Origin of the sequence: Serratia sp. SM04 (assembly GCF_040280225.1) — a bacterium.
In the GTDB taxonomy this organism is placed as follows: Bacteria; Pseudomonadota; Gammaproteobacteria; order Enterobacterales; family Enterobacteriaceae; genus Serratia; species Serratia sarumanii.
On sequence record NZ_JBEOQT010000002.1, the window covers coordinates 221,646 to 247,663 of the forward strand.

A 26,018-nucleotide genomic window follows, 5' to 3' on the forward strand; every position below is an offset into this window, starting at 1 on the left:
CAAAGGGATTCAATCGGGCACGCTACCGCCCTTGGCTTGCAGCTACCAAAGTACTGTTATGACGTATCCACCACGTCATTGCATGAGCCAAACAATTTTTATGCAAAACGGCTCTCATTCTTCGTTTGAACTGCCATGCCGTTCACAAAAAAGTAAAAAAACCGGTGCCTTTATAACCAAACAATGCTAGTTACTGCCGTTATATGACTAAGATTCTTATACTAATGTCTAAGTGATACAAGCCTTAGATCCCCCCAGCCAGCCGTTTTCAGAATAAGACTACTCATGCCTGATACCGATAAGAATCATAGTCAAGGAAAATTGTTTTAATGTTTTGATTTAAATAAATTTAATAAGGCGTTTCTTTTCTGAGCGCATACATCCCGGTAGATATTTGCGCCCTCCGGCCCCTGGCTCCGTTGGCCACTCGGCGCCGATCGATGTTTGCGGCAATCCTCCTGTTCTGAACCACATCCTCCCGATTAAAGTTGAATTTTGCCGCCTCAACGCCCATCATTCCCGAGCGGCATAAGCCGTAGAACTTACAGGTGAAATTGGGCGTATGGAATGGATCGCTGATCCAACAATTTGGGCCGGCCTGGCCACGTTGGTCGTGCTGGAAATCGTGCTGGGTATAGACAACCTTGTCTTCATCGCCATTCTGGCGGACAAACTACCAAAACAACAAAGAGATAAGGCCCGTGTCGTCGGTCTGTTGCTGGCGCTGGTCATGCGTCTGGCGCTGCTCGCCTCCATCTCGTGGCTGGCGACGCTGACCAAACCGATGTTCATCGTCGCGGAGCACCCCTTCAGCGGCCGCGATCTGATCATGCTGGTCGGCGGGATATTTCTGCTGTTCAAGGCCACCATGGAGCTTAATGAGCGGCTGGAAGGCAAGGATGAAGAGCAGCACGGCGCGCGCAAAGGCGCACGTTTCTGGCTGGTGGTGGCGCAGATCGTGGTGCTGGACGCCGTTTTCTCGCTCGACTCGGTGATCACCGCCGTTGGGATGGTCGATCACCTGGCGGTGATGATGATCGCGGTCTGTATCGCCATCGGCCTGATGCTGCTGGCCAGCAAACCGCTGACGCGTTTCGTCAACGCTCACCCGACTATCGTTATTCTATGCCTGAGCTTCCTGCTGATGATCGGTTTCAGCCTGGTGGCGGAGGGCTTCGGCTATCACATTCCGAAAGGTTACCTCTACGCGGCGATCGGCTTCTCGGTGATGATCGAAGCTTTGAACCAACTGGCCCAGTTCAACCGCCGGCGCTTCCTGTCGAAGGTGCGGCCACTGCGCGAGCGCACCGCCGAGGCGGTACTGCGCATGCTGAGTGGTAAACATGAAGAAGCGGAGGTCGACAGCCATTCCGCCAACCTGCTGGCGGACAGCGACAGCGAAAACGGCGAGATCTTCAACCAGCAAGAGCGGCGCATGATCGAACGCGTGTTGGGCATGGCGCAGCGCACCGTCAGCAGCATCATGACCTCGCGTCACGACGTCGAATACCTTGAGCTGAACGATCCGCAGGAAAAGCTGACGCAGTTGCTGGAGCGTAATCAGCACACGCGCATCGTAGTGGTAGAAAGCAGCGCCAGCGATGAGCCGTTGGGCGTGATCCACACCATCGACGTCCTCAAACAGCAGCTGGCGCAGGCGCCGCTGGATCTGCGTGCGCTGATACGCCAACCGTTGATCTTCCCGGAACAGCTCACGCTGTTAAGCGCCCTGGAACAATTCCGCCAGGCGCAGACGCACTTTGCCTTTGTGGTCGATGAGTTCGGCTCCGTCGAAGGCGTCGTCACCCTGACGGACGTGATGGAAACCATCGCCGGCAACCTGCCGGAGGCCGGCGAAGAGGTGGACGCACGCCACGACATTCAGCAAAACGAGGACGGTAGCTGGATCGCCAACGGCTATATGCCGCTGGAAGATCTGGTGTTGTACCTGCCGATGCCGCTGGAAGAAAAGCGCGAATACCACACGCTGGCGGGGCTATTGATGGAACACAGCCAGCGCGTGCCGCAAGAAGGCGAACAAATCAGGATCGGTGACTACCTGTTCGAGCCGTTGGAGGTCAACAGCCACCGCATTCTGAAAGTGAAGATCACCCCGCCTCCTCCAGCGGAGGACTACGAGGTGTAACATTGAGGCCGGGCATTGCCCGGCCTTTGTGTTACTGGGGAACCAGCAGCTCCGTCGCCACGATCACCACCACCAGCCCGACAATCACCGGCACCGAAGTGCGCTTCACCACGTCGAACGGCGAGATTTTCGCCATGCCGGAGACCGCCACCACCACACCGGAGACCGGCGACAGCGTACGGCCGAGATTAGACGCCTGCAGCATCGGGATCACCAGGTAGGCCGGATTCACGCCCATCTGCGCCGCCAGTTTCGGGATCAGTTCGACAAACGCATAGAACGGCGCATTGCCGGAGCCGGTGGTCATGGCCGCCAGCATGGTAATCACCACCAACACCAGCATCATGATCAAACCGCCGGTGCCGAACGACTGCGCCAACCCGATCAATCCGCTGATAAAGCCGACGGTGCTCAACCCCTGCGCGAAGACGCCCGCGGCCACCAACAGCATCACCACGCTGGCGAATGCGTCCGCCATGCCGCGATACGCCACTTCCAGGCCGCTGAATACCTGTTTGGCGCTGAAGCTGCGCACGAACTCAATCAATGCCGCCAACAGTATGCACCCTACCAGCACGGTAATGATGTGCAGCTCCGGCCCCCATTTGCCGTCGAAGATCAGCACGCCGAGGATCGGCGTAAACGGCAATATCGCGTAAAACCCCGGCGCATGCGTTTTGATTTCGCTGACGTCCACGATGTGATGCTGTTCATCACTCTTCCTGTCGAGATAACGCTGCCAGAAAAAGTGCGCCACGGCCATGCAGACGATGGCGGCAATCGAGATAGGCAGCGTGGTTTTGAACGCGAAGTCCACCAGCGGCATCTCCGCCGCCTTGGCCGCCAGCACCACGTCGCCGGAGGTCGGCGCCAGGATAATCGCCGCCGGCGAAGCGCAAATGGCCGCCGCCGCCCCGCGGCTGATGCCAACGTTCACCATCAATGGGAACAGCGTCGCCATCAGCAATACACCGAGGCCAGTGGCGGAAGAGACCGCCAATGACATCAGGCAAGCGACAAAATAGGCCGCCACCATCAGCAGATAAGGCGAGTTGATCATCTGCAACGGGCGCGAGGCCAGCTTGACGACCACATCGTTGGCGCCGATATGCGTCATGTAGGCGGCGAAACCGCACAGCATCATGATCATCATGCCCAGATCGCCGCCGCGGCTCATCAGCAAGATCTTGACGTATTCGATAATATCGGTCGCGCGCCAGCCGGTAGACGCGGCGCCGGACGGCAACAGCGTTTTCCCCATCAGGGCGCTGATACCGAGCAGCAGCAACCCTCCCACCATCAAGACGCCGGTGGCGGAATATCCTTTGATGATGTAACGGCCCACGCCCACCGCCACCGCCGCGCCAATAAGAAGCTCTATCATGTTTCCTCAACTCGTTATGTTTTCGCGCTCAGGCGCATAGTCATAGCAAAATATGCTCTTACTCTGCACAAATCGAGCGTGAGTCTTCATGACCTTCATCAAGGTAACGGAGGGAAATTATCGCGGGAAACGCCGATATTGACGCGAGCCGTAAAACGGCCCGCGTCAGGAGGGATTACAGCTTGTCGAGCAGCTTCTTCAGATCCTGGCCTTCGCGCGAATCCTTGTTCTTTTCAGCCCATTTGTTCAACGCATCTTTGGCCCGATCCTGCAGCGTTTTGCGCAGCACCTGATCGACCTGCAGTTGGTAATTCAGCTGTTGCCACGGCCCGTAAACCCGCAGCGGGATCGGCGTTTTTTGCAGTTGCTCGATCAGTTCGCCGCGCCCTTGCCAGCCGCCTGTGACGCGCACGTTAAGCGCCATATCGCACTGTTTTCCCGGCATATCGATACTGCCGGCGCCGGTCAGCGCCAGCAAAGGCGAATCCGCCGTCAGGCTGCTGAGCTTGACAGTGCCCTGGCTCAGGCTGGCCCGCGCCGAGACGCTTTTGACTTCGGTATAGCGCTGATAGCTGTCTTGCCCGCGCACGCTGTTATCGTTGCGCGCCACCGCCTGTTGGATCAATTGCTGAATGTTCAGGCCGTGCAACTGCGCATCCTGCATTGCCAACTGCGCCGTACCGCGCCAACGGTGCTCAAATGACTGTGAAGAAAGGCGATCGCCGGTCAAATCTCCTTTCATGCTGAATTTGCCGGTCAGCATCTGCGGCATGTCGAAGGCTTTGAGCACCGTGCCGAGCTCAACCTGGTTCAGGGTCGGCTGCACGTTTATCACCGGTTTATTGCCGCGAGCATCGAGCGATCCCGGCAAGGAGAAATCGCCGCCGGCCAATTGCCCGGCAAGTTTATGCAGCGTCAGCAGGCCGCGTTGATTATCCGCCGCGACGGCTAACTGGGTAACGTTCATACCGCGGTAGGTCAACTGCGCCGCCTGCAGATTCAGCTGTGCATTGAAATCGCGCAGCGCTTCCAGGTTCTGCTGCCGATCGTCAACCTGGCTGGCGATCACCGGCGCGGCGGTCACGGCGGGCTGCTCGGCGGTATTGGTGCTGGATTGCCAACCGGAAAGCGCGTCGAGATCGAGATTAGCCGAATTCAGGTTCACCACATAGCCGGGCACCGCCCCCAGGCTGGCGCTGATATCGCCGGTCAACTGGCTGTTATTGGCACTGACGTTCAGCTGGCTGACGGCAATCTGCGCCGGCGTCTGCTGATAGACCACCTGAGCATTGCCCTCGCCTTGAATACCGCCGTTCGGAATATCTGCCCCCGCCAATTGGTAATTGAACTGGGTCACCTTGGCACCGATCTGGTGCGGGAACTGCTGCAGATCGATATCGGCCGCCATGCTGAAGGCCAGGTCGCGCTGATCGCGGTTGACCCGGCTGGAGATGTCCAGCCGCGCCTGCCGTTTCTCCGTTTGCTGCAGGGTAAGATTGATGTCCCGGACATTGATTTGCTCGTTGTCGGCGCGCTGCCAAATCAACAGGCTGTCCACGATGCGCAGGTTATCGATATCGAATTTCCAGGCCGCGTCTGCCGCATCAGCGCCGCTGCCGGCCGGCGCAATCGGGGCGTCCACTTGCGAGTGCTCTTCACTGTCGGGGGTGAGGCGAATGACGGCGTTTTTCAACATCACCTGTTTCACAAACAGCTGATGCGACAGCAGCGGCAACAGTTTGACGTCAAGGCGCATGTTTTCCGCGCTCACCACCGGCGCCTTGGCGCCCGGCGCGGTCAGCGTCATGCGCCCGGCCAAAATGCTGAGCTGCGGCCAGATATGCCAACGCAGGTCGCCTTCGAGCGTCAGCTGGTAGCCGCTCTTCTGCTCGACCTTTTTGACCATGTAACCGCGAAAATCATTCGGATTGACCAGCAGTACCAGCGCGGACATCCCCGCCACCACGACCACCAGTAAAATCGCCAATGTCGTCAGTAATCTTCTCATGCCACCCTCTTGTCAGCGCCACACCGACGGTGCATCCCGCGCCGTTAGTCCTTGTCGATTCGACTGGCTACTGCGCCCTGCTGATCGCGATATTTTGCGTCCTGCCGGCTGTTGTATGGCCGGGCCGCCGGGCCGGACAACGGCTCAAAGCTCAAGGCGCCAATCAACATCCCCGGCCGCAGCGCCAGCGGCAACTTGCCGGAGTTGTAAAACTCCAGCACGATGCGCCCGTGCCAGCCCGGATCGATACGGTGCGCGGTCACGTGCACCATCAGCCCCAGACGCGCCAGAGAAGAGCGGCCGTCGAGCCAGCCCACGAGATCGTTCGGCAGCGTCACGGATTCGAAGGTCACCGCCAGGGCCAGTTCACCGGGATGAAGGAAGAACGCCTCGCCTTCCGGCAGGACAATCTCGTCGCTCATCACGCGATCCAGCGCGGCGCTGACTTCGTCTTTCGGCCCGCTAAGATCGATAAAAGGCGCGGTATGGCCGCGGAACACGCGGAACTGATTGCCCAAACGGACATCTACTGTGGCCCCGTTGATGCGTTCGAGCGGCGGGCGCGGGGAAATCACCAGTTTCTCGCTATCCAGCCAGGCTTCTATATCGCGGTCGCACAGTCTCATGTCTTTCTTCTCCATCAAAACGCGTAACTAAACAAAAATTGCCACACAACGGGCGAAAGGTCTACGCCGGGGTGCAAATAGTTGGCCGCCGGCCGGAAATGCGCATTTCCGGCCATGTAAGCGGCATTATTCAAAGAATTGGCTGATTTTGGCTTTCAGAATATCGATCGCGATGCGGTTTTTGCCGCCGCGCGGGACGATGATATCGGCGTATTGTTTGGAAGGTTCGATAAACTGCAGGAACATCGGGCGCACGGTTTTCTGGTATTGCGCCATCACCGAATCCATCGAGCGGCCGCGCTCATTGACGTCGCGCTTCATGCGGCGCATCAGGCAGATATCGAGCGGCGTGTCGACAAAGATCGAGAAGTTCATCTCCTGGCGCAGGCGGATATCCGTCAGCAGCAAGATCCCTTCCAGAATGATCACTTTTTTAGGTTCGAGATGGACGGTTTCTTTCTTGCGCGTATGCTCGGTGTAGCTGTACAGCGGCAGCTCGATCGCCTTGCCGGCTTTCAGCATTTGCAGATGCTGGAACAGCAGGTTGTGATCCATGGCGCTCGGGTGGTCATAGTTGGTTTTGACCCGTTCTTCCATGGTCAGGTGAGTCTGGTCTTTATAGTAACTGTCTTCTGGAATAACGCCGATGTGCTCATCGCCGACCTGCTCGCGGAGTTCGCGGTACAACGTGCTGGCGATAAGGCTTTTTCCGGAGGCAGATGCGCCAGCTATACCAATAATGACGCACTGATGCGGATTGTCAGTCATAAAATTAAAGACCTGATTTCGTATTGTGAAGGGGGGGAACTAAAACGCGACAATTATAGGGAGTCGCCGGGGATTGCGCCACTGTATATTGCGCGGCGGCGAGCGAATTCGGGCTGCCACGCCACGGGCACGCGGCATTTTAAGAATCTCGCGGCTAGGGCAACGCGCCGTAACGGGTTACACTCCCCGGCGCTGACTTTTGCTCCCCGCCCCCTTTCATCGGAGATTGATGTGCTGGATTGGTATTTTCTGACTTTTTTCGGCGACAGCATGTTGTTGCTGCCCTGCGCGCTGATTCTGTTTTTATTGCTGCTCATATCTCCCGCCACCCGCGCGGCGGGTTGGCAGTGGGCGCTGATCTTCGGATTCACCGGCGGGGTGGTCTGCCTGTCCAAACTGGCCTTTATGGGCTGGGGCATCGGCAGCGAGCGCTATGATTTCACCGGATTCAGCGGCCATTCAGCTCTCGCGGCCAGCATCTGGCCGCCACTGCTCTGGACGTTGACCGGCCGCTTTTCCCACCCGATACGCAGCATCGCTTTGCTGACCGGATGGATATTGCCTTTTACCATCGGCGTGTCGCGGCTGGAAATTCGCGTGCATTCGGTATCAGAGGTGATCAGCGGGCTGATTTTAGGCTACCTGGCCAGCGCACTGTTCCTGTGGTTGCAGCGGAACAAAGCGCGCCCGCATCTCTCCTGGCCGCACTTCGCCATCGCGCTGGCCTTGCCCTTGGCGCTGATGGGGCAGCGGCAGCCGGCCCCCACCCAGGGATTGCTGGAGCATATCGCCAAAACGCTGGCGCAGATCGAACGCCCTTATACCCGGGCAGATTTGCACAACCCCACCCGCATCCCATAAAAAAACCCGGCGCTTGAGCCGGGTTCTTGCAGTGCGATAGGCAGATTACAGCGCGCGGAACGCGATCTCCGTCGGGATCGCCTCGCCCTGCCAATACATCTGCGCAGCCACGCGGCCGGCCAGTTGACGATACATTTCGGCGAATTCGCTGTCCGGGCGGCTGATCACCGTCGGCGTACCGCGATCCTGGTCTTCGCGCAGCGAAATATGCAGCGGCATCTGCCCCAGCAGGCGGCTGTGGTATTTCTGCACCAGCTTCTCGGCGCCGCCGGTGCCGAAGATCGGCTCATGGTGGCCGCAGTTGCTGCAGATATGCACGCTCATGTTCTCCACGATGCCCAGCACCGGCACATGCACTTTCTCGAACATCACGATGCCCTTGGCGGCATCCAGCAAGGCGATATCCTGCGGCGTGGTGACCACCAGCGCGCCGGTTACCGGAATGTTCTGCGACAGCGTCAGCTGGATGTCGCCGGTGCCCGGCGGCATATCCAGCACCAGGTAATCCAAATCCGGCCACAGCGTATCCTGCAGCAGCTGCATCAGCGCCTTGCTGGCCATCGGGCCGCGCCACACCATGGCGTTGTCGTCGGTCACCAGATAGCCGATGGAGTTGGTCGCCAGGCCGTGCGCCATGATTGGCGCCATGTGCTGACCGTCCGGCGAAGTCGGCCGCTCATGTTCGGTGCCCAGCATGTTGGGGATCGACGGGCCGTAAATGTCGGCGTCCAGAATACCGACCTTGGCACCCTCGGCTGCCAGCGCCAGCGCCAGGTTGACGGCGGTGCTGGATTTGCCCACCCCGCCTTTGCCGGAGCTGACGGCGACGATGTTGCGCACGCCTTTGATGCCGGCCTGGCCGTTGGCGCGTTTCAGCGTCGTGATGTCGTGTTTCAGCTTCCAGTCGATGGCGGAAGCGCCGGTCACGCGCAGCAATTCGGGGCCGACGCTCGCCTGCAGCGCCTCAAAACCGCTCTGCCAGGCAAACGGCATCGTCAGTTCGATATGCAGCACATCGTCCAGCAACGCGCAGTGATGAATGGCCTTCAATGCGGTCAGGTTGTTTTTCAACGTCGGGTGTTCAAAGGCGGCCAGTACACCGGTCACCAGGGCGCGCAGAACTTCGGGGTTGGTCTGCTCAGGGGATTTTGCGTTCATCCCGGCTCCTTGATTTTGAATGGGTAGCTTCCGGCTAAGCATATCAGAACTGCGCTGCCGCTGACGCATATAACCTGCAAGAAACCGCCCTAGCAGCGAAGGGCGCGATCGGTTAACATCGAAGGCCCTTTTATTCATTACAGAAAGCAAGTTCTCACTATGGCTCAAGTCGCGAAAAAATTATTGGTGACGTGCGCGCTACCGTACGCAAATGGTTCCATCCATCTCGGCCACATGCTCGAGCACATCCAGGCGGATATCTGGGTGCGTTACCAACGAATGCGCGGCCACGAAGTGCATTTCATCTGCGCGGACGACGCGCACGGCACGCCGATCATGCTGAAAGCGCAGCAGCTGGGCGTGAAACCGGAAGAAATGATCGCGGAGATGAGCCAGGAGCACCAACAGGATTTCGCCGGCTTTGGCATCAGCTATGACAACTACCATTCGACCCATAGCGATGAAAACCGCGAGCTGTCCACCCTGATTTACAGCCGCCTGAAAGAAAACGGTTTTATCAAGAACCGCACCATTTCTCAGCTGTACGATCCGGAGAAAGGCATGTTCCTGCCGGACCGTTTCGTGAAAGGCACCTGCCCGAAATGCAAATCGCCGGATCAGTACGGCGACAACTGTGAAGTGTGCGGCGCCACCTACAGCCCGACGGAGCTGATCGATCCGAAGTCCGTGGTTTCCGGCGCGACGCCGGTGATGCGCGACTCCGAGCACTTCTTCTTCGACCTGCCGGCCTTCAGCGAAATGCTGCAGGCGTGGACGCGCTCCGGCGCGCTGCAAGAGCAGGTGGCGAACAAAATGCAGGAGTGGTTCGAATCCGGCCTGCAGCAGTGGGACATCTCCCGCGATGCGCCTTACTTCGGCTTCGAGATCCCGGATGCGCCGGGCAAATACTTCTACGTCTGGCTGGACGCACCGATCGGCTACATGGGCTCCTTCAAGAACCTGTGCGACAAGCGCGGCGATCTGGACTTCGACGAGTTCTGGCGCAAAGACTCCACCACCGAGCTGTATCACTTTATCGGCAAGGACATCGTCTACTTCCACAGCCTGTTCTGGCCGGCAATGCTGGAAGGCAGCAACTTCCGCAAACCGACCAACCTGTTCGTGCACGGCTACGTGACGGTGAACGGCGCCAAAATGTCCAAATCGCGCGGCACCTTCATCAAGGCCGGCACCTACCTGCAGCATCTGGACGCCGACTGCCTGCGCTATTACTACGCCGCCAAGCTCTCTTCACGCATTGATGATATCGATCTCAATCTGGAAGACTTCGTGCAGCGCGTAAACGCCGACATCGTCAACAAGGTGGTGAACCTGGCGTCGCGCAACGCCGGCTTTATCAACAAGCGCTTCGGCGGCAAGCTGGCCGACAGCCTGGCCGATCCGGCGCTGTACCAGACCTTCGTTGACGCGGCGCAGAGCATCGCCGAAGCTTACGCCGGCCGCGAGTTCAGCCGCGCGATCCGCGAAATCATGGCGCTGGCCGATCTGGCCAACCGTTACGTGGATGAGCAGGCGCCGTGGGTGGTGGCGAAGGAAGAAGGCCGCGACGCCGATCTGCAGGCCATCTGCTCGATGGGCATCAACCTGTTCCGCGTGCTGATGACTTACCTGAAGCCGGTGCTGCCTTCGCTGACCGAGCGCGCCGAAGCGTTCCTCAACGCCGAGCTCAGCTGGGACGCAATCCCGCAGCCGCTGCTGGGCCATCAGGTGAACGCCTTCAAAGCACTGTTCAACCGCATCGATCTGGACAAGGTCAGCGAGATGGTCAACGCCTCGAAGGAAGACATGGCCGCCGCCAAACCGGTGACCGGTCCATTGGCCGATGATCCTATTCAGGAAACCATCACCTTCGACGACTTCGCCAAGGTGGACATGCGCATCGCCCTGATCAAGAGCGCCGACTTTGTCGAAGGCTCCGACAAACTGCTGAAACTGCAGCTGGATCTGGGCGGCGAATCGCGCCAGATCTTCTCCGGCATTCGCTCCGCTTACCCGGATCCGAAAGCGCTGGAAGGCCGCCTGACCATCATGGTCGCCAACCTGGCGCCGCGCAAAATGCGTTTCGGCGTTTCGGAAGGCATGGTGATGGCGGCGGGCCCCGGCGGGAAAGAGATCTTCCTGCTGAGCCCGGACAGCGGCGCGCAGCCCGGCATGCAGGTCAAGTAACCGCGCCGGCGCGTTACATCAAGGGTCGAGCTTGCTCGGCCCTTTTTTAATGCCTCAAACCCAAGGTTATAAACAGTAAGAAAACGTCATAACCGCTCTGATTCCCTCGCCCGCCGTATCCCGCTATGATGCTCAGCAACAACAAATAGACGTCCAGACAGAAAGACTGCTATAACAGACCTTCACCGGGACCCTTTACCCGCTTTTTTGGAGCCTATAATAATGACAAACCTCAAGACTTCGCTGCTCGCCCTCAGCCTGCTGGCTGCCCTGCCGCTGCAGGCGGCGGAAAATGCCACCGTGCCGGCCGCCATCGCTCAGCATCAGGGGCCGGTGCGCATCGCGGTGATCCGCAATCTCGGCTCCGACGACAACACCACGCAATTCTTGGCGGGCGCCATTCAGGAAGGGCGCAAGCTGGGCTTCAAGGTAGACACTTTCCTCAGCAACGGCGACGACGCGCGCTTCCAGGACTTCGTCAACCAGGCTATCAGCCAGAAATATGACGGCATCATTCTCTCACAGGGGCGAGCCCCCTATTCCACCGAGCTGGTCAAACGCATCGCGGCGGCCGGCATCGCCGTCGCGGCTTTCGATACCGACGTCAGCGGCAGCGTTCCCGGCGTCACCGTCTCGCAGCAGGACGACGCTTCGCTGGCCAACGCCTCCTTCGGCCAGCTGGTGAAGGATTTCAACGGCCAGGCCAACATCATCAAACTCTGGGTGGCCGGCTTCCCGCCGATGGAACGCCGCCAGGCCGCCTATCAGCAGCTGCTGAAACAGCATCCGGGCATTCACGAGCTGGAATCGATCGGCGCGGTCTCCTCCGACGTGCAGGGCGATACCGCCAACAAGGTGGGCGCGGTGCTGGCGAAATACCCGAAAGGCAAGATTGACGCCATCTGGGGCACCTGGGATGCCTTTACCCAGGGCGCTTACAAGGCGCTGAAAGAGAACGGCCGCACCGAAATCAAGCTGTACAGCATCGATATCTCCAACCAGGACTTGCAGCTGATGCGCGAAGCCGGCAGCCCGTGGCAGGTCAGCGTGGCGGTGGATCCGAAGCTTATCGGCGCAGTCAACCTGCGCCTGGTGGCCAACAAGATCGCCGGGGAAAGCACGCCGGACAGCTATCAGTTCAAAGCGACGGTCATTCCGCAAGCGCTGCTGCTGGCGCAGCCGGGGCCGGTCAACGTCGCCGGGCTGGCGAAGATCATCCCCGGCTGGGGCAGCAGCAGCGATTTCGTCCAGCCGTGGTTCGCCACGCTGCAGGCCGAACACGGTAAATAGTGCTGTTTTTGACGAGGCTGGCGGCGCAGCCTCTGTTTTTAACCTAATTATCGGCTTTCCCCTTCCGTCCTCGCCAAAATACGCTATGTTATCTGCATCGCCCATAACTGTATGCATAAACAGGCTTCGAATGAAGGGATTCCCCTCGCTGATCAACGTACTGCTGGCCAGTTCGCTGGTGTTGACCATCGGCCGCGGCGTGACGCTGCCGTTCATCACCATCTACCTCACCGAGCATTTCCATCTGCTGCCGAAGAGCGTGGGCGTGATCCTAGGCGTCAGCCTGACCCTCGGCATCCTTGCCAGCCTGTACGGCGGCTATCTGGTGGACAAATTCAGCAAAAACCGCCTGATCCTGCTGTCGATTGTCTTGTTTGCGCTGAGCTTCTTCGCCATTCCCTGGATCCCGCGCCCCGGCGGCGTCATCGTGGTGCTGGCGATCCTGCATACCTGCTATTCGGTGTTGAGTATCACCATCAAGGCCTGCTTCGCCGACTGGCTGCCGGTCGAGCAGCGCATCAAGGCTTTCTCTATCAACTATACGTTGGTCAACGTCGGCTGGGCGATCGGCTCTGCGCTCGGCGTGCTGGTGGCCGGGCTTAGCCCGCTGCTGCCGTTTTATCTGTCGGGCGGGTTGGCGCTGGCGACGGTGGCGGCGCTGAGCCTGCGCTTGCGCGGCCGGGAACAGCGCCCGGCGCCAACCGCCGCCGCACCGGCGGCGCTCCCCAACTTCCGCCAGACGGTGACTATCCTGCGCAGCGATCGGCGGCTTATCTACTTCACTCTCGGTAGCACCCTGGGCGCCGTGGTGTTCGGTCAGTTCACCGGCTATCTGTCGCAGTACCTGATCACCGTCTCCAGCGCCGAGTTCGCCTACAAGATCATCGGGCTGGTAATGATCGTCAACGCCGGCATCGTTATCGCCCTGCAATACTTGCTCAGCCGCGGCATGCGCCAGGAAAACATGCTGCGCTGGCTGGTGCTGGGCACGCTGTTTTTCATCGTCGGGCTGCTCGGTTTCATGATGGCCGGCCAGGCGGTCTGGCTGTGGATGGTGGCGATGGCGGTGTTTACCCTCGGCGAAATCATCGTCATTCCGGTGGAATATATGTTCATCGACTTTATCGCGCCGCCGCATCTGAAAGGCAGCTACTATGGGGTACAGAACCTCAGCGCGCTGGGCGGCGCCATCAACCCGGTTCTGAGCGGTATGCTGCTCAGCTATGCCGCGCCGCCGTTGATGTTCGTGATGTTGATCGTTTGCGCGCTGCTTAGCCTGCTGTTTTTCTTCCTTGGCCATCGGCTGGCAGAACAGGCTGCGGCAACCGCCGAAGACGCGCGCTGAATCCGCGCGTAGCGGCCATTCCGGGCTGTCAACCCGCCGATCGGGCATGGCGCCCATAGCGAGAATTCATGGCGCGATCTGTGGCATGGCTCACAGTTTAATTGTATGATGAATGCATCAGTTAAACGGGAAAAGACAATGGCCAACGTGCTCACACTATGCTGGAAATACCTGAGGGCTCTGCTCCTCATCTACCTTTGTCTGTTCGTCGGCAACGCGCTGGCGGCGCTGCTGCCGTTCGCCATTCCCGGCAGCATTCTCGGCATGCTGCTGCTGTTCGCCCTGCTCTCTACCCAGATTATGCCGGCCAAATGGGTTAAACCCGGCTGCCATCTGCTGATCCGCTACATGGTGCTGCTGTTCGTGCCGATCGGCGTCGGGGTGATGAAATACTACGACCAGATCGTCGCGCATCTGGGCCCGCTGGTTATCTCTTGCCTGATCAGTACGCTGATGGTGCTGGTGGTGGTCGGCTATACCTCACATTATTTTCATCGCGAGCGCCGCATCGCCGGCAAACCCGACGACACGGAGGGTAACTCATGATCCATGAAATCTGGTGGTCGCTGCCGCTGACGCTGGCGGTCTATTTCGCCGCGCGCTGGCTGGCGCGCAAGCTGAATATGCCGCTGCTCAACCCGCTGCTGGTTTCCATGGCGGTGATCATCCCGCTGCTGCTGCTCACCGGCATCCCCTATGAGCGTTACTTCCTGGGCAGCAAAATCCTCAACGATCTGCTGCAGCCGGCGGTCGTCGCGCTGGCCTTCCCGCTGTATGAGCAGTTGCACCAGATCCGCGCGCGCTGGAAATCGATTATCGCGGTGTGCTTCATCGGCAGCCTGACCGCCATGATCAGCGGCGGCGCCATCGCCCTGTGGCTGGGTGCCACGCCGGAAATCGCCGCCTCTATCCTGCCGAAATCGGTCACTACGCCGATCGCCATGGCCGTCGCGGACTCGCTCGGCGGCATTCCGGCGATCAGCGCGGTCTGCGTCATTTTCGTCGGTATCCTCGGCGCCGTGTTCGGCCATACGCTGTTCAACCTGTTGAAAATCACCACCCACTCGGCGCGCGGCCTGGCGATGGGCACCGCGTCCCACGCGCTGGGCACCGCACGCTGCGCGGAGATGGACTACCAGGAAGGCGCTTTCGGCTCGCTGGCGCTGGTGATCTGCGGCATCATCACCTCGCTGCTGGCACCGTTCCTGTTCCCGGTGCTGCTGCACCTGTTCAGTTGAACAGGGTGAAACTTGCGATACATCTCGCATTTATGTATCTCATTGCACTAATTTCATCAATTAAGAGACATCAATCACACTTTAATGTCTCTGGCCTGCCTAGAATGTTATCCCGTTAACCTGTAGAGAGACTTTCTATGCACCCGCGTTTTCACACCGCGTTCAGCGCACTGCCCGCGACACTGCAATCCGCCCTGCAGCCCTATCTGGACGCGCCTGACTTTCCGGCGATGTTCACGGCCGAGCAAGCGGCGGCGATCCGCACAGGCTGCGGGCTGGACGATGATGCGCTGGCATTCGCGCTGCTGCCGCTGGCGGCGGCCTGCTCGTTAACCCCGATATCGCACTTCCACGTCGGCGCCATCGCGCGCGGGCAAAGCGGCAACCTCTATTTCGGCGCCAATATGGAATTCAGCGGCGCGCCGCTGCAGCAATCCGTGCATGCGGAACAGAGTGCGGTAACGCACGCCTGGCTGCGCGGCGAAAAAGCGCTGGCCTCGGTCACCGTCAACTACACGCCGTGCGGCCATTGCCGCCAGTTTATGAATGAACTGAACAGCGGCGGCGAGCTGCAGATCCGTCTGCCGGGCCGCGCGCCGGCCACGCTGGCGGACTATCTGCCGGACGCCTTCGGCCCGAAAGATCTGGATGTCGCCTCGCTGCTGATGGACGAGGTCGATCATGGCCATCAGCTGGCGCTGAACGATGCGCTGGCACAAGCGGCGCTGGCGGCGGCCAACCGAAGCCACGCGCCGTACAGCAACGCCCACAGCGGCGTGGCGCTGGAAACGGCGGACGGCATCATCTACGCCGGCCGCTATGCGGAAAACGCCGCCTTCAACCCGAGCCTGCCGCCGCTGCAGGCCGCGCTGATCCTGCTGAACCTCTCCGGCGGCGATTGCCTGAACATCCGCCGCGCCGTGCTGGCCGAACCGCAGGAGGCGATCATCAGTCAGTGGGACGCCACCCGCGTCACCCTGGCGGCGCTGGGCTGCCAAAACGTCAGCCGCGCCGCGTTCTAAGCGCTCAACGGCGGAGCCATCCGGTTCCGCCGCTAACAGCCCCGCCCGCCAAATACAATGCCCCGACGCCGCCGGAGACACTTTCTTTAGTTAAAAAATCATTTGATTGTCGATAATTACGCCAACCTGGTTCATCATCTGGCAACAAATGCTGTACATCTGCTCTTTATCTCTTAGGATCGTCGGCAATAAAGTTATCTGATACGTGAAGAGTAAAACTGATGGAACTAGAATACGAAAGCAAACGCCCGCTCTACATCCCTTACGCCGGCCCGATTCTGCTGGAATTTCCGCTGCTGAACAAAGGCAGCGCTTTCACCGAGGAAGAACGTAGCCACTTCAACCTGCACGGCCTGCTGCCGGAAGCGGTGGAAACCATCGAAGAACAGGTGGAACGCGCCTACCGTCAGTATCAGGATTTCAAGAACGATAACGACAAGCACATCTACCTGCGCAACATCCAGGACACCAACGAAACCCTGTTCTACCGCCTGCTGGACTCGCACCTGAGCGAGATGATGCCGATCATCTACACCCCGACCGTCGGCGAGGCCTGCGAGCACTTCTCCGATATCTATCGCCGCGCGCGCGGGCTGTTCATCTCCTATCCGAACCGCGATCGCATCGATGACATGCTGCAAAACGCCACCAAGCAGAACGTCAAGGTGATCGTGGTCACCGACGGCGAGCGCATTCTCGGCCTGGGCGATCAGGGCATCGGCGGCATGGGTATCCCGATCGGCAAGCTGTCGCTGTACACCGCCTGTGGCGGCATCAGCCCGGCCTATACCCTGCCGGTGGTGCTGGACGTCGGCACCAACAACCCGCAGCGCCTCAACGATCCGCTGTACATGGGCTGGCGCCATCCGCGCATCTCCGGCGAGGAGTACCACGCCTTCGTCGAAGAGTTTATTCAGGCGGTCAAACGCCGCTGGCCGAACGTGCTGCTGCAGTTCGAAGACTTCGCGCAGAACAACGCCACCCCGCTGTTGAATCGCTACCGCGATGAGATCTGCTGCTTCAACGATGACATCCAGGGCACCGCCGCGGTCACCCTCGGCAGCCTGATCGCCGCCAGCCGCGCCGCCGGCAGCCAGCTGCGCGATCAGACCGTCACCTTCCTCGGCGCCGGTTCCGCCGGCTGCGGCATCGCCGAGCAGATCATCGCGCAGATGAAGTCCGAAGGGTTGAGCGAAGACGAAGCGCGCGCCCGCGTGTTCATGGTCGACCGCTTCGGCCTGCTGACCGACAAACTGCCGAACCTGCTCGACTTCCAGAGCAAGCTGGTGCAGAAGAGCGACAACCTGGCCGGCTGGGAAACCGCCAGCGACGCCATCTCGCTGCTGGACGTGGTGCGCAACGCCAAGCCGACCATTCTGATCGGCGTGTCCGGCCAGCCGGGGCTGTTTACCGAAGAGCTGATCCGCGAGATGCACAAGCACTGTGAACGCCCTATCGTGATGCCGCTGTCCAACCCGACCTCGCGCGTGGAAGCCCGTCCGGAAGACATCATCAACTGGACCGACGGCGCCGCCCTGGTGGCGACCGGCAGCCCGTTCGCGCCGGTGAGCTATAAAGATCAGCTGTACCCGATCGCCCAGTGCAACAACTCCTATATCTTCCCCGGGATCGGCCTCGGCGTGCTGGCCTCCGGCGCCACCCGCGTCACCGACGCCATGCTGATGGCCGCCAGCCGCGCGCTGGCGGACTGCTCGCCGCTGGCCACCGACGGCCACGGCGCGCTGCTGCCGAATATCGACGATATTCAGGGCGTGTCGAAGTGCATCGCCATGGAAGTGGGTAAAGCCGCGCAGCTGCAGGGCGTGGCGATCGTCACCTCCGAAGATGCGCTGTCGAAAGCCATCGAACACAACTTCTGGCGGCCGCAGTACCGCAGCTACAAGCGCACCTCGTTCTGAATGGCGCGCTGAAATGACCCAGCCCGGCTCCGCCGGGCTTTTTTGTGCGGCAAAAACGCCGAAAAATGCGGCGGCGCGCGTGCTTCAGGCGGTTCGCGTCTTGCGTAGGTCGGTCAGGTAAAGTAGCCTTGATCCATCTTTTTCAGCCCGGCGCGCGTAAGGCAACAACATGTGGAAACGCCTGATCATCAGCCTGTTCATCATCATTGCGGTGTTGATGGGTTCGGCTATTGCGCTCGATCGCTGGATCAGCTGGAAAACCGCGCCTTACGTCTACGACGAACTGCAGGCATTGCCGCACCGCCAGGTCGGCGTGGTGCTCGGCACCGCCAAGTATTACCGCACCGGGGTGATCAACCAGTACTACCGTTACCGCATTCAGGGAGCGATCAACGCCTATAACAGCGGCAAGGTGAAATACCTGCTGCTGAGCGGCGACAACGCCCAGCAAAGCTATAATGAGCCGATGACCATGCGCCGCGATCTGATCGCCGCCGGCGTGGCGCCGAGCGATATCGTGCTGGACTACGCTGGCTTCCGCACCCTGGACTCCATCGTGCGCACCCGCAAGGTGTTCGACACCAACGATTTCATCATCATCACCCAGCGCTTCCACTGCGAGCGCGCGCTGTTCATCGCCCTGCACATGGGCATTCAGGCGCAGTGCTACGCGGTGCCGTCGCCGAAAGACATGATGACGGTGCGCGCCCGCGAAATCTTCGCCCGCCTGGGCGCGCTGACCGATCTCTATATCCTCAAGCGCGAACCGCGCTTCCTCGGCCCGCTGATCCCGATTTCCGCCATGCACACCGTACCGGAAGACGCCCAGGGCTACCCCGCCGTTTCGCCGGAACAGCTGGTCGAGCTGGAGCACAAGCTGAAAGAAGAGAAGCAGAAAGCCAAACAGCCCTAACGTGCAATGCCCAAAATAAAGGCCGGCATATTTTGCCGGCCTTGTCGTCTGTACTGCGGTAAATCTACTTCTTCTTGGCGTATTTCAACGAATCCAGCGCCACGGCGAAGATGATGATGCTGCCCTTGATGATGTACTGCCAGTACGGGTTGATGCCGATATAGGTCAGGCCGTAGTTGATGACGGTGAAGATGATCACCCCGGTCACCACGCCCCACACCGTACCCACCCCGCCGGCGAAGGAGACGCCCCCCACCACGCAGGCGGCGATGGCGTCCAGCTCGTACATAAAGCCGAGGTTATTGGTGGCGCTGCCGATGCGCCCCGCTTCCAGCAGGCCGCCGAAGGCGTAGAACACGCCGGACAGCGCATAGATCATGATCAGGTTCAACGGCACGTTGACCCCGGACACCTTGGCCGCTTCCGGGTTGCCGCCGATGGCGAAGATGTTCTTGCCGAAGCGGGTCTTGGTCCACAGGATCCAGACGAATATGATGGCGATCAGCGCATAGAAGGTAATGTACGACAGCTTAAAGTCGCCGAAGCGCAAGAAGCCCTGGGCAAAGGTGGAAAACTTCGGATCGAAGCCCGCGACCGGCGAAGCGCCGACCGAGTCGTAATACAGCGAGTTGATGCCGTAGACGATGATCATGGTGCCCAGGGTGGTGATGAACGGCGTCACGTTGAGATAGGCGATAATCAGGCCGTTAACCAGGCCGATCACCGCGCCGACCGCACACACCAGCAGGATAACCAGGGGAATCGACCAGGTTTCCATGTGCGGGAACACCTTGTTGACGTTATCCATCGACTGCAGCAGCGTGGCCGCCACCACCGCCGCCAGCCCCACCTGCCGCCCGGCGGACAGGTCGGTGCCCTGGGTCACGATCAGCCCCGCCACGCCCAACGCGATGATGATGCGCACCGAAGACTGCGTCAGAATGTTGCTCAGGTTCATCAGGCTGAGGAAGGTAGGATCCTGAATGATGATGATGGCCAACAGCACCAGCAACACCACGTAAATGCCGCCTTCCTTGAAATAGGTAAATAACGTTTTTTTATTTAGCGCGTTCATAATTCCGATCCTTAAAGGTGCAGGGAGGCGAGACGTAAGATTTCATTTTGCGAGGTCTGTTTGGTGTTAACGATGCCCGCAACCTGACCATTGCTCATCACCAAAATACGGTCGGTGATCCCCAAAAGCTCCGGCATTTCGGACGAGACGATAATGATCCCCTTGCCCTTCTTCGCCAGTTCGGTCATCAGCTGATAAATCTCGAACTTGGCGCCCACGTCGATGCCGCGCGTCGGTTCATCCAGCATCAGGATCTCCGGCTGCGTCAGCAGCCAGCGGCCGATGATCACCTTCTGCTGATTGCCGCCGGACAGCGAGCCGATATGGGTGTGATGCCCCGGCGTTTTCACCCGCATGGCGTCGATCACCCACTGGGTGTCGCTCTTCATCCGCGCGTTATCCAGCAGGCCGAGCTTGTTTTTATAATTGCGGATATTGGAGATCAGCGAGTTGAAGCCCACGTCGAGGTAAGCGTAAATCCCGGTGGATCGGCGCTCTTCGGTCACCAGCGCAAAACCGTGGTTGATCGCTTCGTTGGCGCTGTGGTTATCGATCGCCTTGCCGTGCAGCTTGATGGTGCCCGCCACCTTTTCGCGAATGCCGAACAGCGTCTCGACGATATCGGTGCGTTTGGCGCCCACCAGCCCGGCGATGCCGAGGATCTCGCCTTGGTGCAGATCGAAGGACACATCGCGGATCGAGGGCTGGCGCAGCGACGTCAGGTTTTTCACCTCGAGGATCACCTCACCCGGCGTGTTCTGCCTGTCGGGGAAGCGCTGGCTGAGCGAGCGGCCGACCATCATGGCGATGATCTTGTCCATATCCAGCCCTTCCAGCGGTTGGGTGGCGATCCATTGCCCGTCGCGCAGCACCGTTATCTCGTCGCACAGCTGGAAGATCTCTTCCATCTTGTGCGAGATATAAACGATGCCGCAGCCGCGCTCTTTCAGCTTGCGGATGATGGTGAACAGGTGATTGACCTCTTTCTCCGTCAGCGAGGAGGTCGGTTCATCCATGATGACGATTTTGGCGTCGTACGAGAACGCCTTGGCGATCTCGATCATCTGCATCTGCGACACCGACAGGTTGCCCACCTTTTCGCGCGGGTTGATGTCGATATCCAGCTCGTCGAAGATCGCCTGGGTGTCTTTGAGCATTTTTTCCTGATCGACGAACAGGCCTTTGGTCGGATAGCGCCCCAGCCACATGTTGTCCATCACGGTGCGCTGCAGCACCAGGTTCAGCTCCTGGTGCACCATGGAAACGCCGTGCTCCAGCGCTTCTTTCGAACTCTTGAAATCGATCTCCCGGCCCTGAAACACAATGCTGCCGCTGTCTTTTTTGTAAATGCCGAACAGGCATTTCAGCAACGTCGATTTACCCGCGCCGTTCTCCCCCATCAGGGCGTGAATCGAGTGCGGGCGGACGCGTAAATTGACATTGTCCAAGGCTTTGACGCCGGGAAATGACTTACAGATATCCGTCATTTCCAGCAAAAATTCGCGTGAGCTATCGGCCATAAATACACCTGGCTTAACTGTCTTGCAGTCGTAAACATCCCCGCCGGCGGTATTCCTGGTGTTGGCGCCGCAGGCGGGGTCTTAGCGGGATCTCAATTCTTATTTAACAAACTGAGACAGGTTGTCTTTATCTACGCCGACGTAAGGAATACGCACGACTTTATTTTCGATTTTATATTGGGTGCCTTCGGTGGCCGGTTTGCCCGCCGCCAGGTTCTTCGCCAGCTCGAAGGTGGCTTTCGCCTGGTTGTCGGCGTCGTTCAGCACCGTGCCCGCCATTGCGCCGGATTTCACCAGCGCCAGCGCCTCAGGCAACGCATCGACGCCAAACACCGGGATAGTGGTCTTGTTATGCGCCTTCAGAGCTTCCACCGCGCCCATCGCCATGGCGTCGTTGTTGGCGATCACCACTTCAATCTTGTTGGCGTTCGGGCCGGAGAGCCAGGCGTCCATCTTGTCTTTCGCCTGCGCGGTATCCCACATCGCGGTATCCATCTGCAGCTGCTGGGTCTTGATGCCTTTCTCGTTCAGCGTTTTCACCACGTAGGTGGTGCGCGCTTCAGCATCCGGGTGGCCCGGCTCGCCTTTCAGCAGCACGAACTGGATCTGGCCGTCTTTGTTCAGATCCCAGGCCGGGTTGGCTTGCCAGTGTTTGGCGATCAGCTCGCCCTGGATCACGCCGGATTCTTTGGAGTCGGTGCCGACGTAATACGCCTTCTCATAGCTGTCCAACGCCTTGCGGGAAGGCTCTTTGTTGTAGAACACCACCGGGATATCGTTTGCGCGCGCCTTATCGATAACCACCGGCGCCGCGGCCGGGTCGACCAGGTTGATCGCCAGCGCTTTCACGCCCTTGGCCAGCAGCACGTCGATCTGATCGTTCTGCTTGGACTGGTCGTTCTGCGAGTCATTCATCAGCAGGGTGACGTCCGGTGAAGCCTTGGCGTCCTTCTCAATAGCCTTGCGCACCACCGACATGAAGTTGTCGTCGTATTTGTAAATCGTGACGCCAATACGGGTGTCAGCATGGGCTGCGGCGCCAAACATCATGGCTGCGGCCATGGCGGCCAGGGTGAAAACCTTCTTATTCATTGTCAGTCTCCGGTTCTGTGTAGGGTATTACTCGTCTTTGAGCCAATGGTCACCGGCAGTGCGCACACCCCAGGCCAGGCGATTTCCACTCAACACCTGCCGTCCGTGGATTTTGTTATTTCCGAGAAATGCTGTGTCAGCGCGAGATAAAGGTTGCAGCGGCAAGGGCCTTTGCGCCGGAAAACGCCTAGAGCATAGACGGCGTGATGTTAATATTCTGTGAATTTTCTCACAGATTGAAAACGGTTACACAAGATTAAATCGTCAGAGAGTGACCGTCGCCTCACTTTGCCAGGGGGCGACAGAATGGCGCCGCACCAGCGTCGGCATGAACAGATGAGCGGCCTGCGGCTCCGTCAGGCCTGCCGCGCCCTGCAACGCCAGCTCGGTGGCCAGCGTGGCCATCGAGACGATCGGGTAGCGCACCGTGGTGAGCTTGGGGCTGGTGTAACGCGCGATGGGGATGTCGTCGAAGCCGATCAGCGAGAAATGCTGCGGCACCGTGATACCGTTTTCTTTCAGCACCGCCATGGCGCCGGCGGCCATGGCGTCGTTGTAGGCGAACACCGCGCTCAGCTGCAGGTTACGCCCCAGCAGCTCCACCATCGCCGCCTCGCCGCCCTGCAGATCCGGCGAACCGTAGGCGCGCCAGTTATCGGGCGTGGCCAGCCCGGCGGCGGCCATCGCCTGCGCATAGCCCTGCTGGCGCAGCGGCCCGTCTTCGATCGGGTGATTGGAGCCCAGATAGCCGATGCGCCGATGGCCCTGCGACAGCAAAAGACGCATCGCCATTTCCGCGCCGCAGACGTTATCCAGCCCGACGCAGCGCGGCTCATAGCCGGGAATAATCCGGTTGATCAGCACCATGCCCGGCACCTGCTCCAGAAAGCCGATCAGCTCGGCGTCGCTCAGGGCTTTGGCGTGAACAATCAGGGCGTTACAGCGCTGGCGAATCAGCACTTCGATCGCGTGTCGCTCTTTGTCCGCCTGATGATAGCTGTTGCCGATCAGCAGGTATTTGTGGTGTTTCTGCGCCACCGTGTCTACCGCTTTCACCAGCGCGCCGAAGAACGGATCGGAGACGTCCATCACCACCACGCCCAGGGTATCGCTGCTTTGGGTCGCCAACGCCTGCGCGTTGGCGTTGGGGCGATAGCCCAGCTCCGCCACCGCCTGCAGCACCTGCTCGCGCGTCTCCTTGCTGGTCAGCGCGCTGTGATTCAGCACGCGGGAGACGGTCGCCACGGAGACCCCGGCGCGTTTCGCCACGTCGCGAATGGTGATCGGATGAACTGGAGGCATGCGGGATCCTGAAATCGGGGTAGTGGCCGGTGGCGCTATCCTACCCCGATTGGCCCGCTGCTCTGCGTGAATTACGTCACAGGAAAGAAAACGTTTACATACATTTTTTTAACCTGCCGGCGGGCGCTCACTTCAGCGTTTTGGGTTCCGCTTCGCCGGCGGCCAGCTGCGTCAGCCTGCGCCACAGCCATTCCATCGGCCCCTGTTCGAAGTAACGCAGCCACAGTGCGGAAAACGCCAGGTTGGCCAGCCAGACCAGCGGCACGAACGCCAACAGCTGCAGCCGGTCGAACTGCTCATAGAGGCCAAAGCGATAAAACAGCGTGGTGCAGATCAGCGTTTGCAGCAGGTAGTTGCTCAACGCCATGCGCCCCACCAGGGTCAGCCAGTGGGCGATGCGCATGCGCGACAGCGCGGGCCAGAAACCGTAACACAGCGCCAGATAGCCCATCGCCTGCAGCGGGGCGCCCAGCTCGCGCGGCACCTGCAGCAGGAAACCGCTCCAGCGATAGTCCCAATGCACCTGCCATTGCAGCGCCACCGCCGGCAGCTGGATCAGCACCGAAAGCGGCAGCAGCCACGCCGCCTGCCGCAAATAATAACCGGAGGAATAACTGCCGCGCAGCCAGCCGCTGCGCATCAACCCGGCGCCGAACAGCATCAGCCCCGCCAGCTCCCAGCCATACTGCGCGCCGATGGCCAGCAGGCTGGACGAGAGCAGATCGGCGCGGCTGCGCCAGGCTTCGAAACCGCCCTGCAGCTTCCAGAACTTCTCGTACTGCAGCTCCGCCGCGCCCGGCTGCCAGAAGCTGCCCGGCTCACCGTGCGAGATAAAACCGAGCAACAGCAGCACCGCCACGCCGATCAAATACAGCACCACGCCGGTTTTCAGCAGCTGGAAGGTTTCCCTGGCCTCGCGGATCATGCGCCAGCACACCAGGCCAATCAGCCCGTAGGCCAGCAGAATGTCGCCGTCCCACAGGAAGATGGCATGCGCAAGACCGAACAACAGCAGCCACGACAGCCGCGCGCGGATCCAGCTTTTGCCGCGCCGCAGCAGCATTTGCAGCCCGGCGCCGAACAGCAGCGCGAACATCGCCAGGAACTTGGCCTGGGCGAAGAGATCGAGCAGCGCCCAGGTCCAGGCGTCGCGCGATGACGGCATGCCCAAATAGGCCGGGTTGAGGTAGGCGGCCTTCGGCAAGCCGAAGGCGCTGATGTTCAGCAATAAAATGCCGAGGATGGCGATGCCGCGCACGCAGTCCAGCGTGGCGATGCGCGGCAGAGGGTGACTGTTCATTTTTTATCGCTGTCTTCCGCTCATGAAAAAGGCGCCCGCAGGCGCCTGTTGTCGTCGTGCGGGTCGCCCCGCAACGCCATCACCCCTGGTGATGACGCACCGCGCGCAGGAACTCCTGGCGGGTATTCTGGCTGGACTTGAACAGCCCCCCCAACGAAGTGGTGGTGGTGGCGCTGGTCGCGTCGCGGATGCCGCGCGCCTTGACACAATAATGGACCGCATCGATCGATACCGCCACGTTATTGGTGCCGAGCAGGGTCTGCAGCGCCACCAGGATCTGCTGGGTCAGGCGCTCTTGCACCTGCGGACGCTGGGAGAAGAACTGCACGATGCGGTTGATCTTCGACAGGCCGATCACCGAGTCTTTCGGGATATAGGCCACGGTGGCCTTGCCGTCGATGGTCACGAAGTGGTGTTCGCAGGTGCTGGTCAGCGTGATATCGCGCACCGTCACCATCTCATCCACCTTCATCTTGTTCTCGATAACGGTGATTTTCGGGAAGTTGGCGTAGTCCAGCCCGGAGAAGATCTCGTCGACATACATTTTGGCGATGCGATGTGGCGTCTCCGCCAGGCTGTCATCGGACAGATCGAGGTTCAGCAGCTGCATGATTTCGGTCATGTGCTCTTTGATGCGGCGCTTGCGCGTTTCGCGATCCAGCACTTCCCCGCGCAGCGGCGTCTCCAGACCACGCTCTTCCAGCGCCGCATGCACCAGCGCGGCTTCTTTACTTAATGATGTCATGTATTTGTTCTCCTGCGGACGGAACCCGCCGGCGGCCTGGTAGGGCGTGCGGCCGGCGAATTGCTTGCTCTCGTGACGGCAGAGTTTTCGTGGTGGATAACGTGAACCCGGTCAAGATT

21 protein-coding genes are annotated in these 26,018 nt (G+C 59.9%); 10 read left to right on the forward strand and 11 right to left on the reverse strand.

Going from position 1 to position 26,018, the window contains the following annotated elements; all coding sequences use genetic code 11:
- Positions 1-562 precede the first annotated feature (562 nt).
- Positions 563-2,146, forward strand: a complete 1,584-nt coding sequence (locus ABTW55_RS04015) for a TerC family protein (RefSeq protein WP_033637737.1) — start codon at positions 563-565, stop codon at positions 2,144-2,146.
- Positions 2,147-2,177: 31 nt separating this feature from the next.
- On the opposite strand, the gene dcuC is transcribed toward ABTW55_RS04015, so the two are convergent.
- The 4 genes from dcuC to udk form a co-directional block, all read right to left on the reverse strand.
- Entirely contained in the window at positions 2,178-3,530 is a 1,353-nt protein-coding gene (gene dcuC / locus ABTW55_RS04020; protein WP_060419883.1) for an anaerobic C4-dicarboxylate transporter DcuC, read from the reverse strand.
- Positions 3,531-3,705: 175 nt separating this feature from the next.
- Positions 3,706-5,538 (reverse strand): outer membrane assembly protein AsmA, encoded by a 1,833-nt coding sequence (gene asmA / locus ABTW55_RS04025; protein WP_060419885.1) that lies wholly within the window; start codon positions 5,536-5,538, stop codon positions 3,706-3,708.
- Between the two features lie 44 nt (positions 5,539-5,582).
- Positions 5,583-6,164 (reverse strand): dCTP deaminase, encoded by a 582-nt coding sequence (gene dcd / locus ABTW55_RS04030; RefSeq protein WP_004938917.1) that lies wholly within the window; start codon positions 6,162-6,164, stop codon positions 5,583-5,585.
- 126 nt (positions 6,165-6,290) lie between these two features.
- Positions 6,291-6,932 (reverse strand): uridine kinase, encoded by a 642-nt coding sequence (gene udk / locus ABTW55_RS04035; RefSeq protein WP_004938922.1) that lies wholly within the window; start codon positions 6,930-6,932, stop codon positions 6,291-6,293.
- Positions 6,933-7,163: 231 nt separating this feature from the next.
- Between udk and ABTW55_RS04040 the strand changes: the two genes are divergently transcribed.
- Complete coding sequence (locus ABTW55_RS04040; RefSeq protein ID WP_060419888.1) at positions 7,164-7,793, forward strand: phosphatase PAP2 family protein; 630 nt, start codon at positions 7,164-7,166, stop codon at positions 7,791-7,793.
- 45 nt (positions 7,794-7,838) lie between these two features.
- Here ABTW55_RS04040 and apbC read toward each other — a convergent pair whose 3' ends face one another.
- On the reverse strand, positions 7,839-8,951 hold the full coding sequence (gene apbC / locus ABTW55_RS04045; protein WP_060419891.1) for an iron-sulfur cluster carrier protein ApbC: 1,113 nt from the start codon (positions 8,949-8,951) through the stop codon (positions 7,839-7,841).
- A gap of 159 nt (positions 8,952-9,110) precedes the next feature.
- Between apbC and metG the strand changes: the two genes are divergently transcribed.
- From metG to sanA, 8 genes are all read left to right on the forward strand, one after another.
- Positions 9,111-11,138 (forward strand): methionine--tRNA ligase, encoded by a 2,028-nt coding sequence (metG, locus tag ABTW55_RS04050; protein ID WP_033637732.1) that lies wholly within the window; start codon positions 9,111-9,113, stop codon positions 11,136-11,138.
- 222 nt (positions 11,139-11,360) lie between these two features.
- Positions 11,361-12,428, forward strand: a complete 1,068-nt coding sequence (locus ABTW55_RS04055; RefSeq protein ID WP_060419894.1) for a sugar ABC transporter substrate-binding protein — start codon at positions 11,361-11,363, stop codon at positions 12,426-12,428.
- Between the two features lie 130 nt (positions 12,429-12,558).
- Positions 12,559-13,773: an MFS transporter gene (locus tag ABTW55_RS04060; protein WP_033646776.1), complete on the forward strand. Its 1,215-nt coding sequence runs from the start codon at positions 12,559-12,561 to the stop codon at positions 13,771-13,773.
- 138 nt (positions 13,774-13,911) lie between these two features.
- Positions 13,912-14,319, forward strand: coding sequence for a CidA/LrgA family protein (locus ABTW55_RS04065; RefSeq protein WP_033654965.1), 408 nt, complete (start codon positions 13,912-13,914; stop codon positions 14,317-14,319).
- On the forward strand, positions 14,316-15,011 hold the full coding sequence (locus ABTW55_RS04070) for a CidB/LrgB family autolysis modulator (RefSeq protein ID WP_033646779.1): 696 nt from the start codon (positions 14,316-14,318) through the stop codon (positions 15,009-15,011). Before ABTW55_RS04065 ends, ABTW55_RS04070 begins: the two co-directional genes overlap by 4 nt.
- 137 nt (positions 15,012-15,148) lie before the next feature.
- On the forward strand, positions 15,149-16,033 hold the full coding sequence (cdd, locus tag ABTW55_RS04075; RefSeq protein ID WP_049233460.1) for a cytidine deaminase: 885 nt from the start codon (positions 15,149-15,151) through the stop codon (positions 16,031-16,033).
- A gap of 221 nt (positions 16,034-16,254) precedes the next feature.
- Positions 16,255-17,952, forward strand: a complete 1,698-nt coding sequence (locus ABTW55_RS04080; protein ID WP_033637726.1) for an NAD-dependent malic enzyme — start codon at positions 16,255-16,257, stop codon at positions 17,950-17,952.
- Positions 17,953-18,121: 169 nt separating this feature from the next.
- Positions 18,122-18,865 carry an outer membrane permeability protein SanA gene (gene sanA / locus ABTW55_RS04085; RefSeq protein ID WP_039566829.1) on the forward strand — a complete coding sequence of 248 codons (744 nt, stop codon included), beginning with the start codon at positions 18,122-18,124 and terminating at the stop codon, positions 18,863-18,865.
- A 64-nt stretch (positions 18,866-18,929) separates the two neighbouring features.
- On the opposite strand, the gene mglC is transcribed toward sanA, so the two are convergent.
- From mglC to folE, 6 genes are all read right to left on the reverse strand, one after another.
- On the reverse strand, positions 18,930-19,940 hold the full coding sequence (gene mglC / locus ABTW55_RS04090) for a galactose/methyl galactoside ABC transporter permease MglC (protein ID WP_004938953.1): 1,011 nt from the start codon (positions 19,938-19,940) through the stop codon (positions 18,930-18,932).
- Positions 19,941-19,951: 11 nt separating this feature from the next.
- The gene (mglA, locus tag ABTW55_RS04095; RefSeq protein WP_033637724.1) at positions 19,952-21,460 is read right to left on the reverse strand and encodes a galactose/methyl galactoside ABC transporter ATP-binding protein MglA; all 1,509 of its coding nucleotides are present in this window, start codon (positions 21,458-21,460) and stop codon (positions 19,952-19,954) included.
- 99 nt (positions 21,461-21,559) lie between these two features.
- Complete coding sequence (gene mglB / locus ABTW55_RS04100) at positions 21,560-22,552, reverse strand: galactose/glucose ABC transporter substrate-binding protein MglB (RefSeq protein ID WP_033637723.1); 993 nt, start codon at positions 22,550-22,552, stop codon at positions 21,560-21,562.
- Between the two features lie 264 nt (positions 22,553-22,816).
- The gene (galS, locus tag ABTW55_RS04105) at positions 22,817-23,854 is read right to left on the reverse strand and encodes an HTH-type transcriptional regulator GalS (protein WP_033646782.1); all 1,038 of its coding nucleotides are present in this window, start codon (positions 23,852-23,854) and stop codon (positions 22,817-22,819) included.
- A gap of 127 nt (positions 23,855-23,981) precedes the next feature.
- Positions 23,982-25,154, reverse strand: coding sequence for a DUF418 domain-containing protein YeiB (yeiB, locus tag ABTW55_RS04110; RefSeq protein ID WP_060419896.1), 1,173 nt, complete (start codon positions 25,152-25,154; stop codon positions 23,982-23,984).
- A gap of 79 nt (positions 25,155-25,233) precedes the next feature.
- Entirely contained in the window at positions 25,234-25,899 is a 666-nt protein-coding gene (gene folE, locus ABTW55_RS04115) for a GTP cyclohydrolase I FolE (protein WP_004938969.1), read from the reverse strand.
- Positions 25,900-26,018: the final 119 nt, after the last annotated feature.

What these genes read in the sequence shown, in the direction of transcription:
- ABTW55_RS04015 (WP_033637737.1), top strand. Translation starts at nt 563, where the DNA reads ATGGAATGGATCGCTGATCCAACAATTTGGGCCGGCCTGGCCACGTTG.
- dcuC (WP_060419883.1), bottom strand. Translation starts at nt 3,530, where the DNA reads ATGATAGAGCTTCTTATTGGCGCGGCGGTGGCGGTGGGCGTGGGCCGT.
- asmA (WP_060419885.1), bottom strand. Translation starts at nt 5,538, where the DNA reads ATGAGAAGATTACTGACGACATTGGCGATTTTACTGGTGGTCGTGGTG.
- dcd (WP_004938917.1), bottom strand. Translation starts at nt 6,164, where the DNA reads ATGAGACTGTGCGACCGCGATATAGAAGCCTGGCTGGATAGCGAGAAA.
- udk (WP_004938922.1), bottom strand. Translation starts at nt 6,932, where the DNA reads ATGACTGACAATCCGCATCAGTGCGTCATTATTGGTATAGCTGGCGCA.
- apbC (WP_060419891.1), bottom strand. Translation starts at nt 8,951, where the DNA reads ATGAACGCAAAATCCCCTGAGCAGACCAACCCCGAAGTTCTGCGCGCC.
- metG (WP_033637732.1), top strand. Translation starts at nt 9,111, where the DNA reads ATGGCTCAAGTCGCGAAAAAATTATTGGTGACGTGCGCGCTACCGTAC.
- ABTW55_RS04055 (WP_060419894.1), top strand. Translation starts at nt 11,361, where the DNA reads ATGACAAACCTCAAGACTTCGCTGCTCGCCCTCAGCCTGCTGGCTGCC.
- ABTW55_RS04060 (WP_033646776.1), top strand. Translation starts at nt 12,559, where the DNA reads ATGAAGGGATTCCCCTCGCTGATCAACGTACTGCTGGCCAGTTCGCTG.
- ABTW55_RS04065 (WP_033654965.1), top strand. Translation starts at nt 13,912, where the DNA reads ATGGCCAACGTGCTCACACTATGCTGGAAATACCTGAGGGCTCTGCTC.
- ABTW55_RS04070 (WP_033646779.1), top strand. Translation starts at nt 14,316, where the DNA reads ATGATCCATGAAATCTGGTGGTCGCTGCCGCTGACGCTGGCGGTCTAT.
- cdd (WP_049233460.1), top strand. Translation starts at nt 15,149, where the DNA reads ATGCACCCGCGTTTTCACACCGCGTTCAGCGCACTGCCCGCGACACTG.
- ABTW55_RS04080 (WP_033637726.1), top strand. Translation starts at nt 16,255, where the DNA reads ATGGAACTAGAATACGAAAGCAAACGCCCGCTCTACATCCCTTACGCC.
- sanA (WP_039566829.1), top strand. Translation starts at nt 18,122, where the DNA reads ATGTGGAAACGCCTGATCATCAGCCTGTTCATCATCATTGCGGTGTTG.
- mglC (WP_004938953.1), bottom strand. Translation starts at nt 19,940, where the DNA reads ATGAACGCGCTAAATAAAAAAACGTTATTTACCTATTTCAAGGAAGGC.
- mglA (WP_033637724.1), bottom strand. Translation starts at nt 21,460, where the DNA reads ATGGCCGATAGCTCACGCGAATTTTTGCTGGAAATGACGGATATCTGT.
- mglB (WP_033637723.1), bottom strand. Translation starts at nt 22,552, where the DNA reads ATGAATAAGAAGGTTTTCACCCTGGCCGCCATGGCCGCAGCCATGATG.
- galS (WP_033646782.1), bottom strand. Translation starts at nt 23,854, where the DNA reads ATGCCTCCAGTTCATCCGATCACCATTCGCGACGTGGCGAAACGCGCC.
- yeiB (WP_060419896.1), bottom strand. Translation starts at nt 25,154, where the DNA reads ATGAACAGTCACCCTCTGCCGCGCATCGCCACGCTGGACTGCGTGCGC.
- folE (WP_004938969.1), bottom strand. Translation starts at nt 25,899, where the DNA reads ATGACATCATTAAGTAAAGAAGCCGCGCTGGTGCATGCGGCGCTGGAA.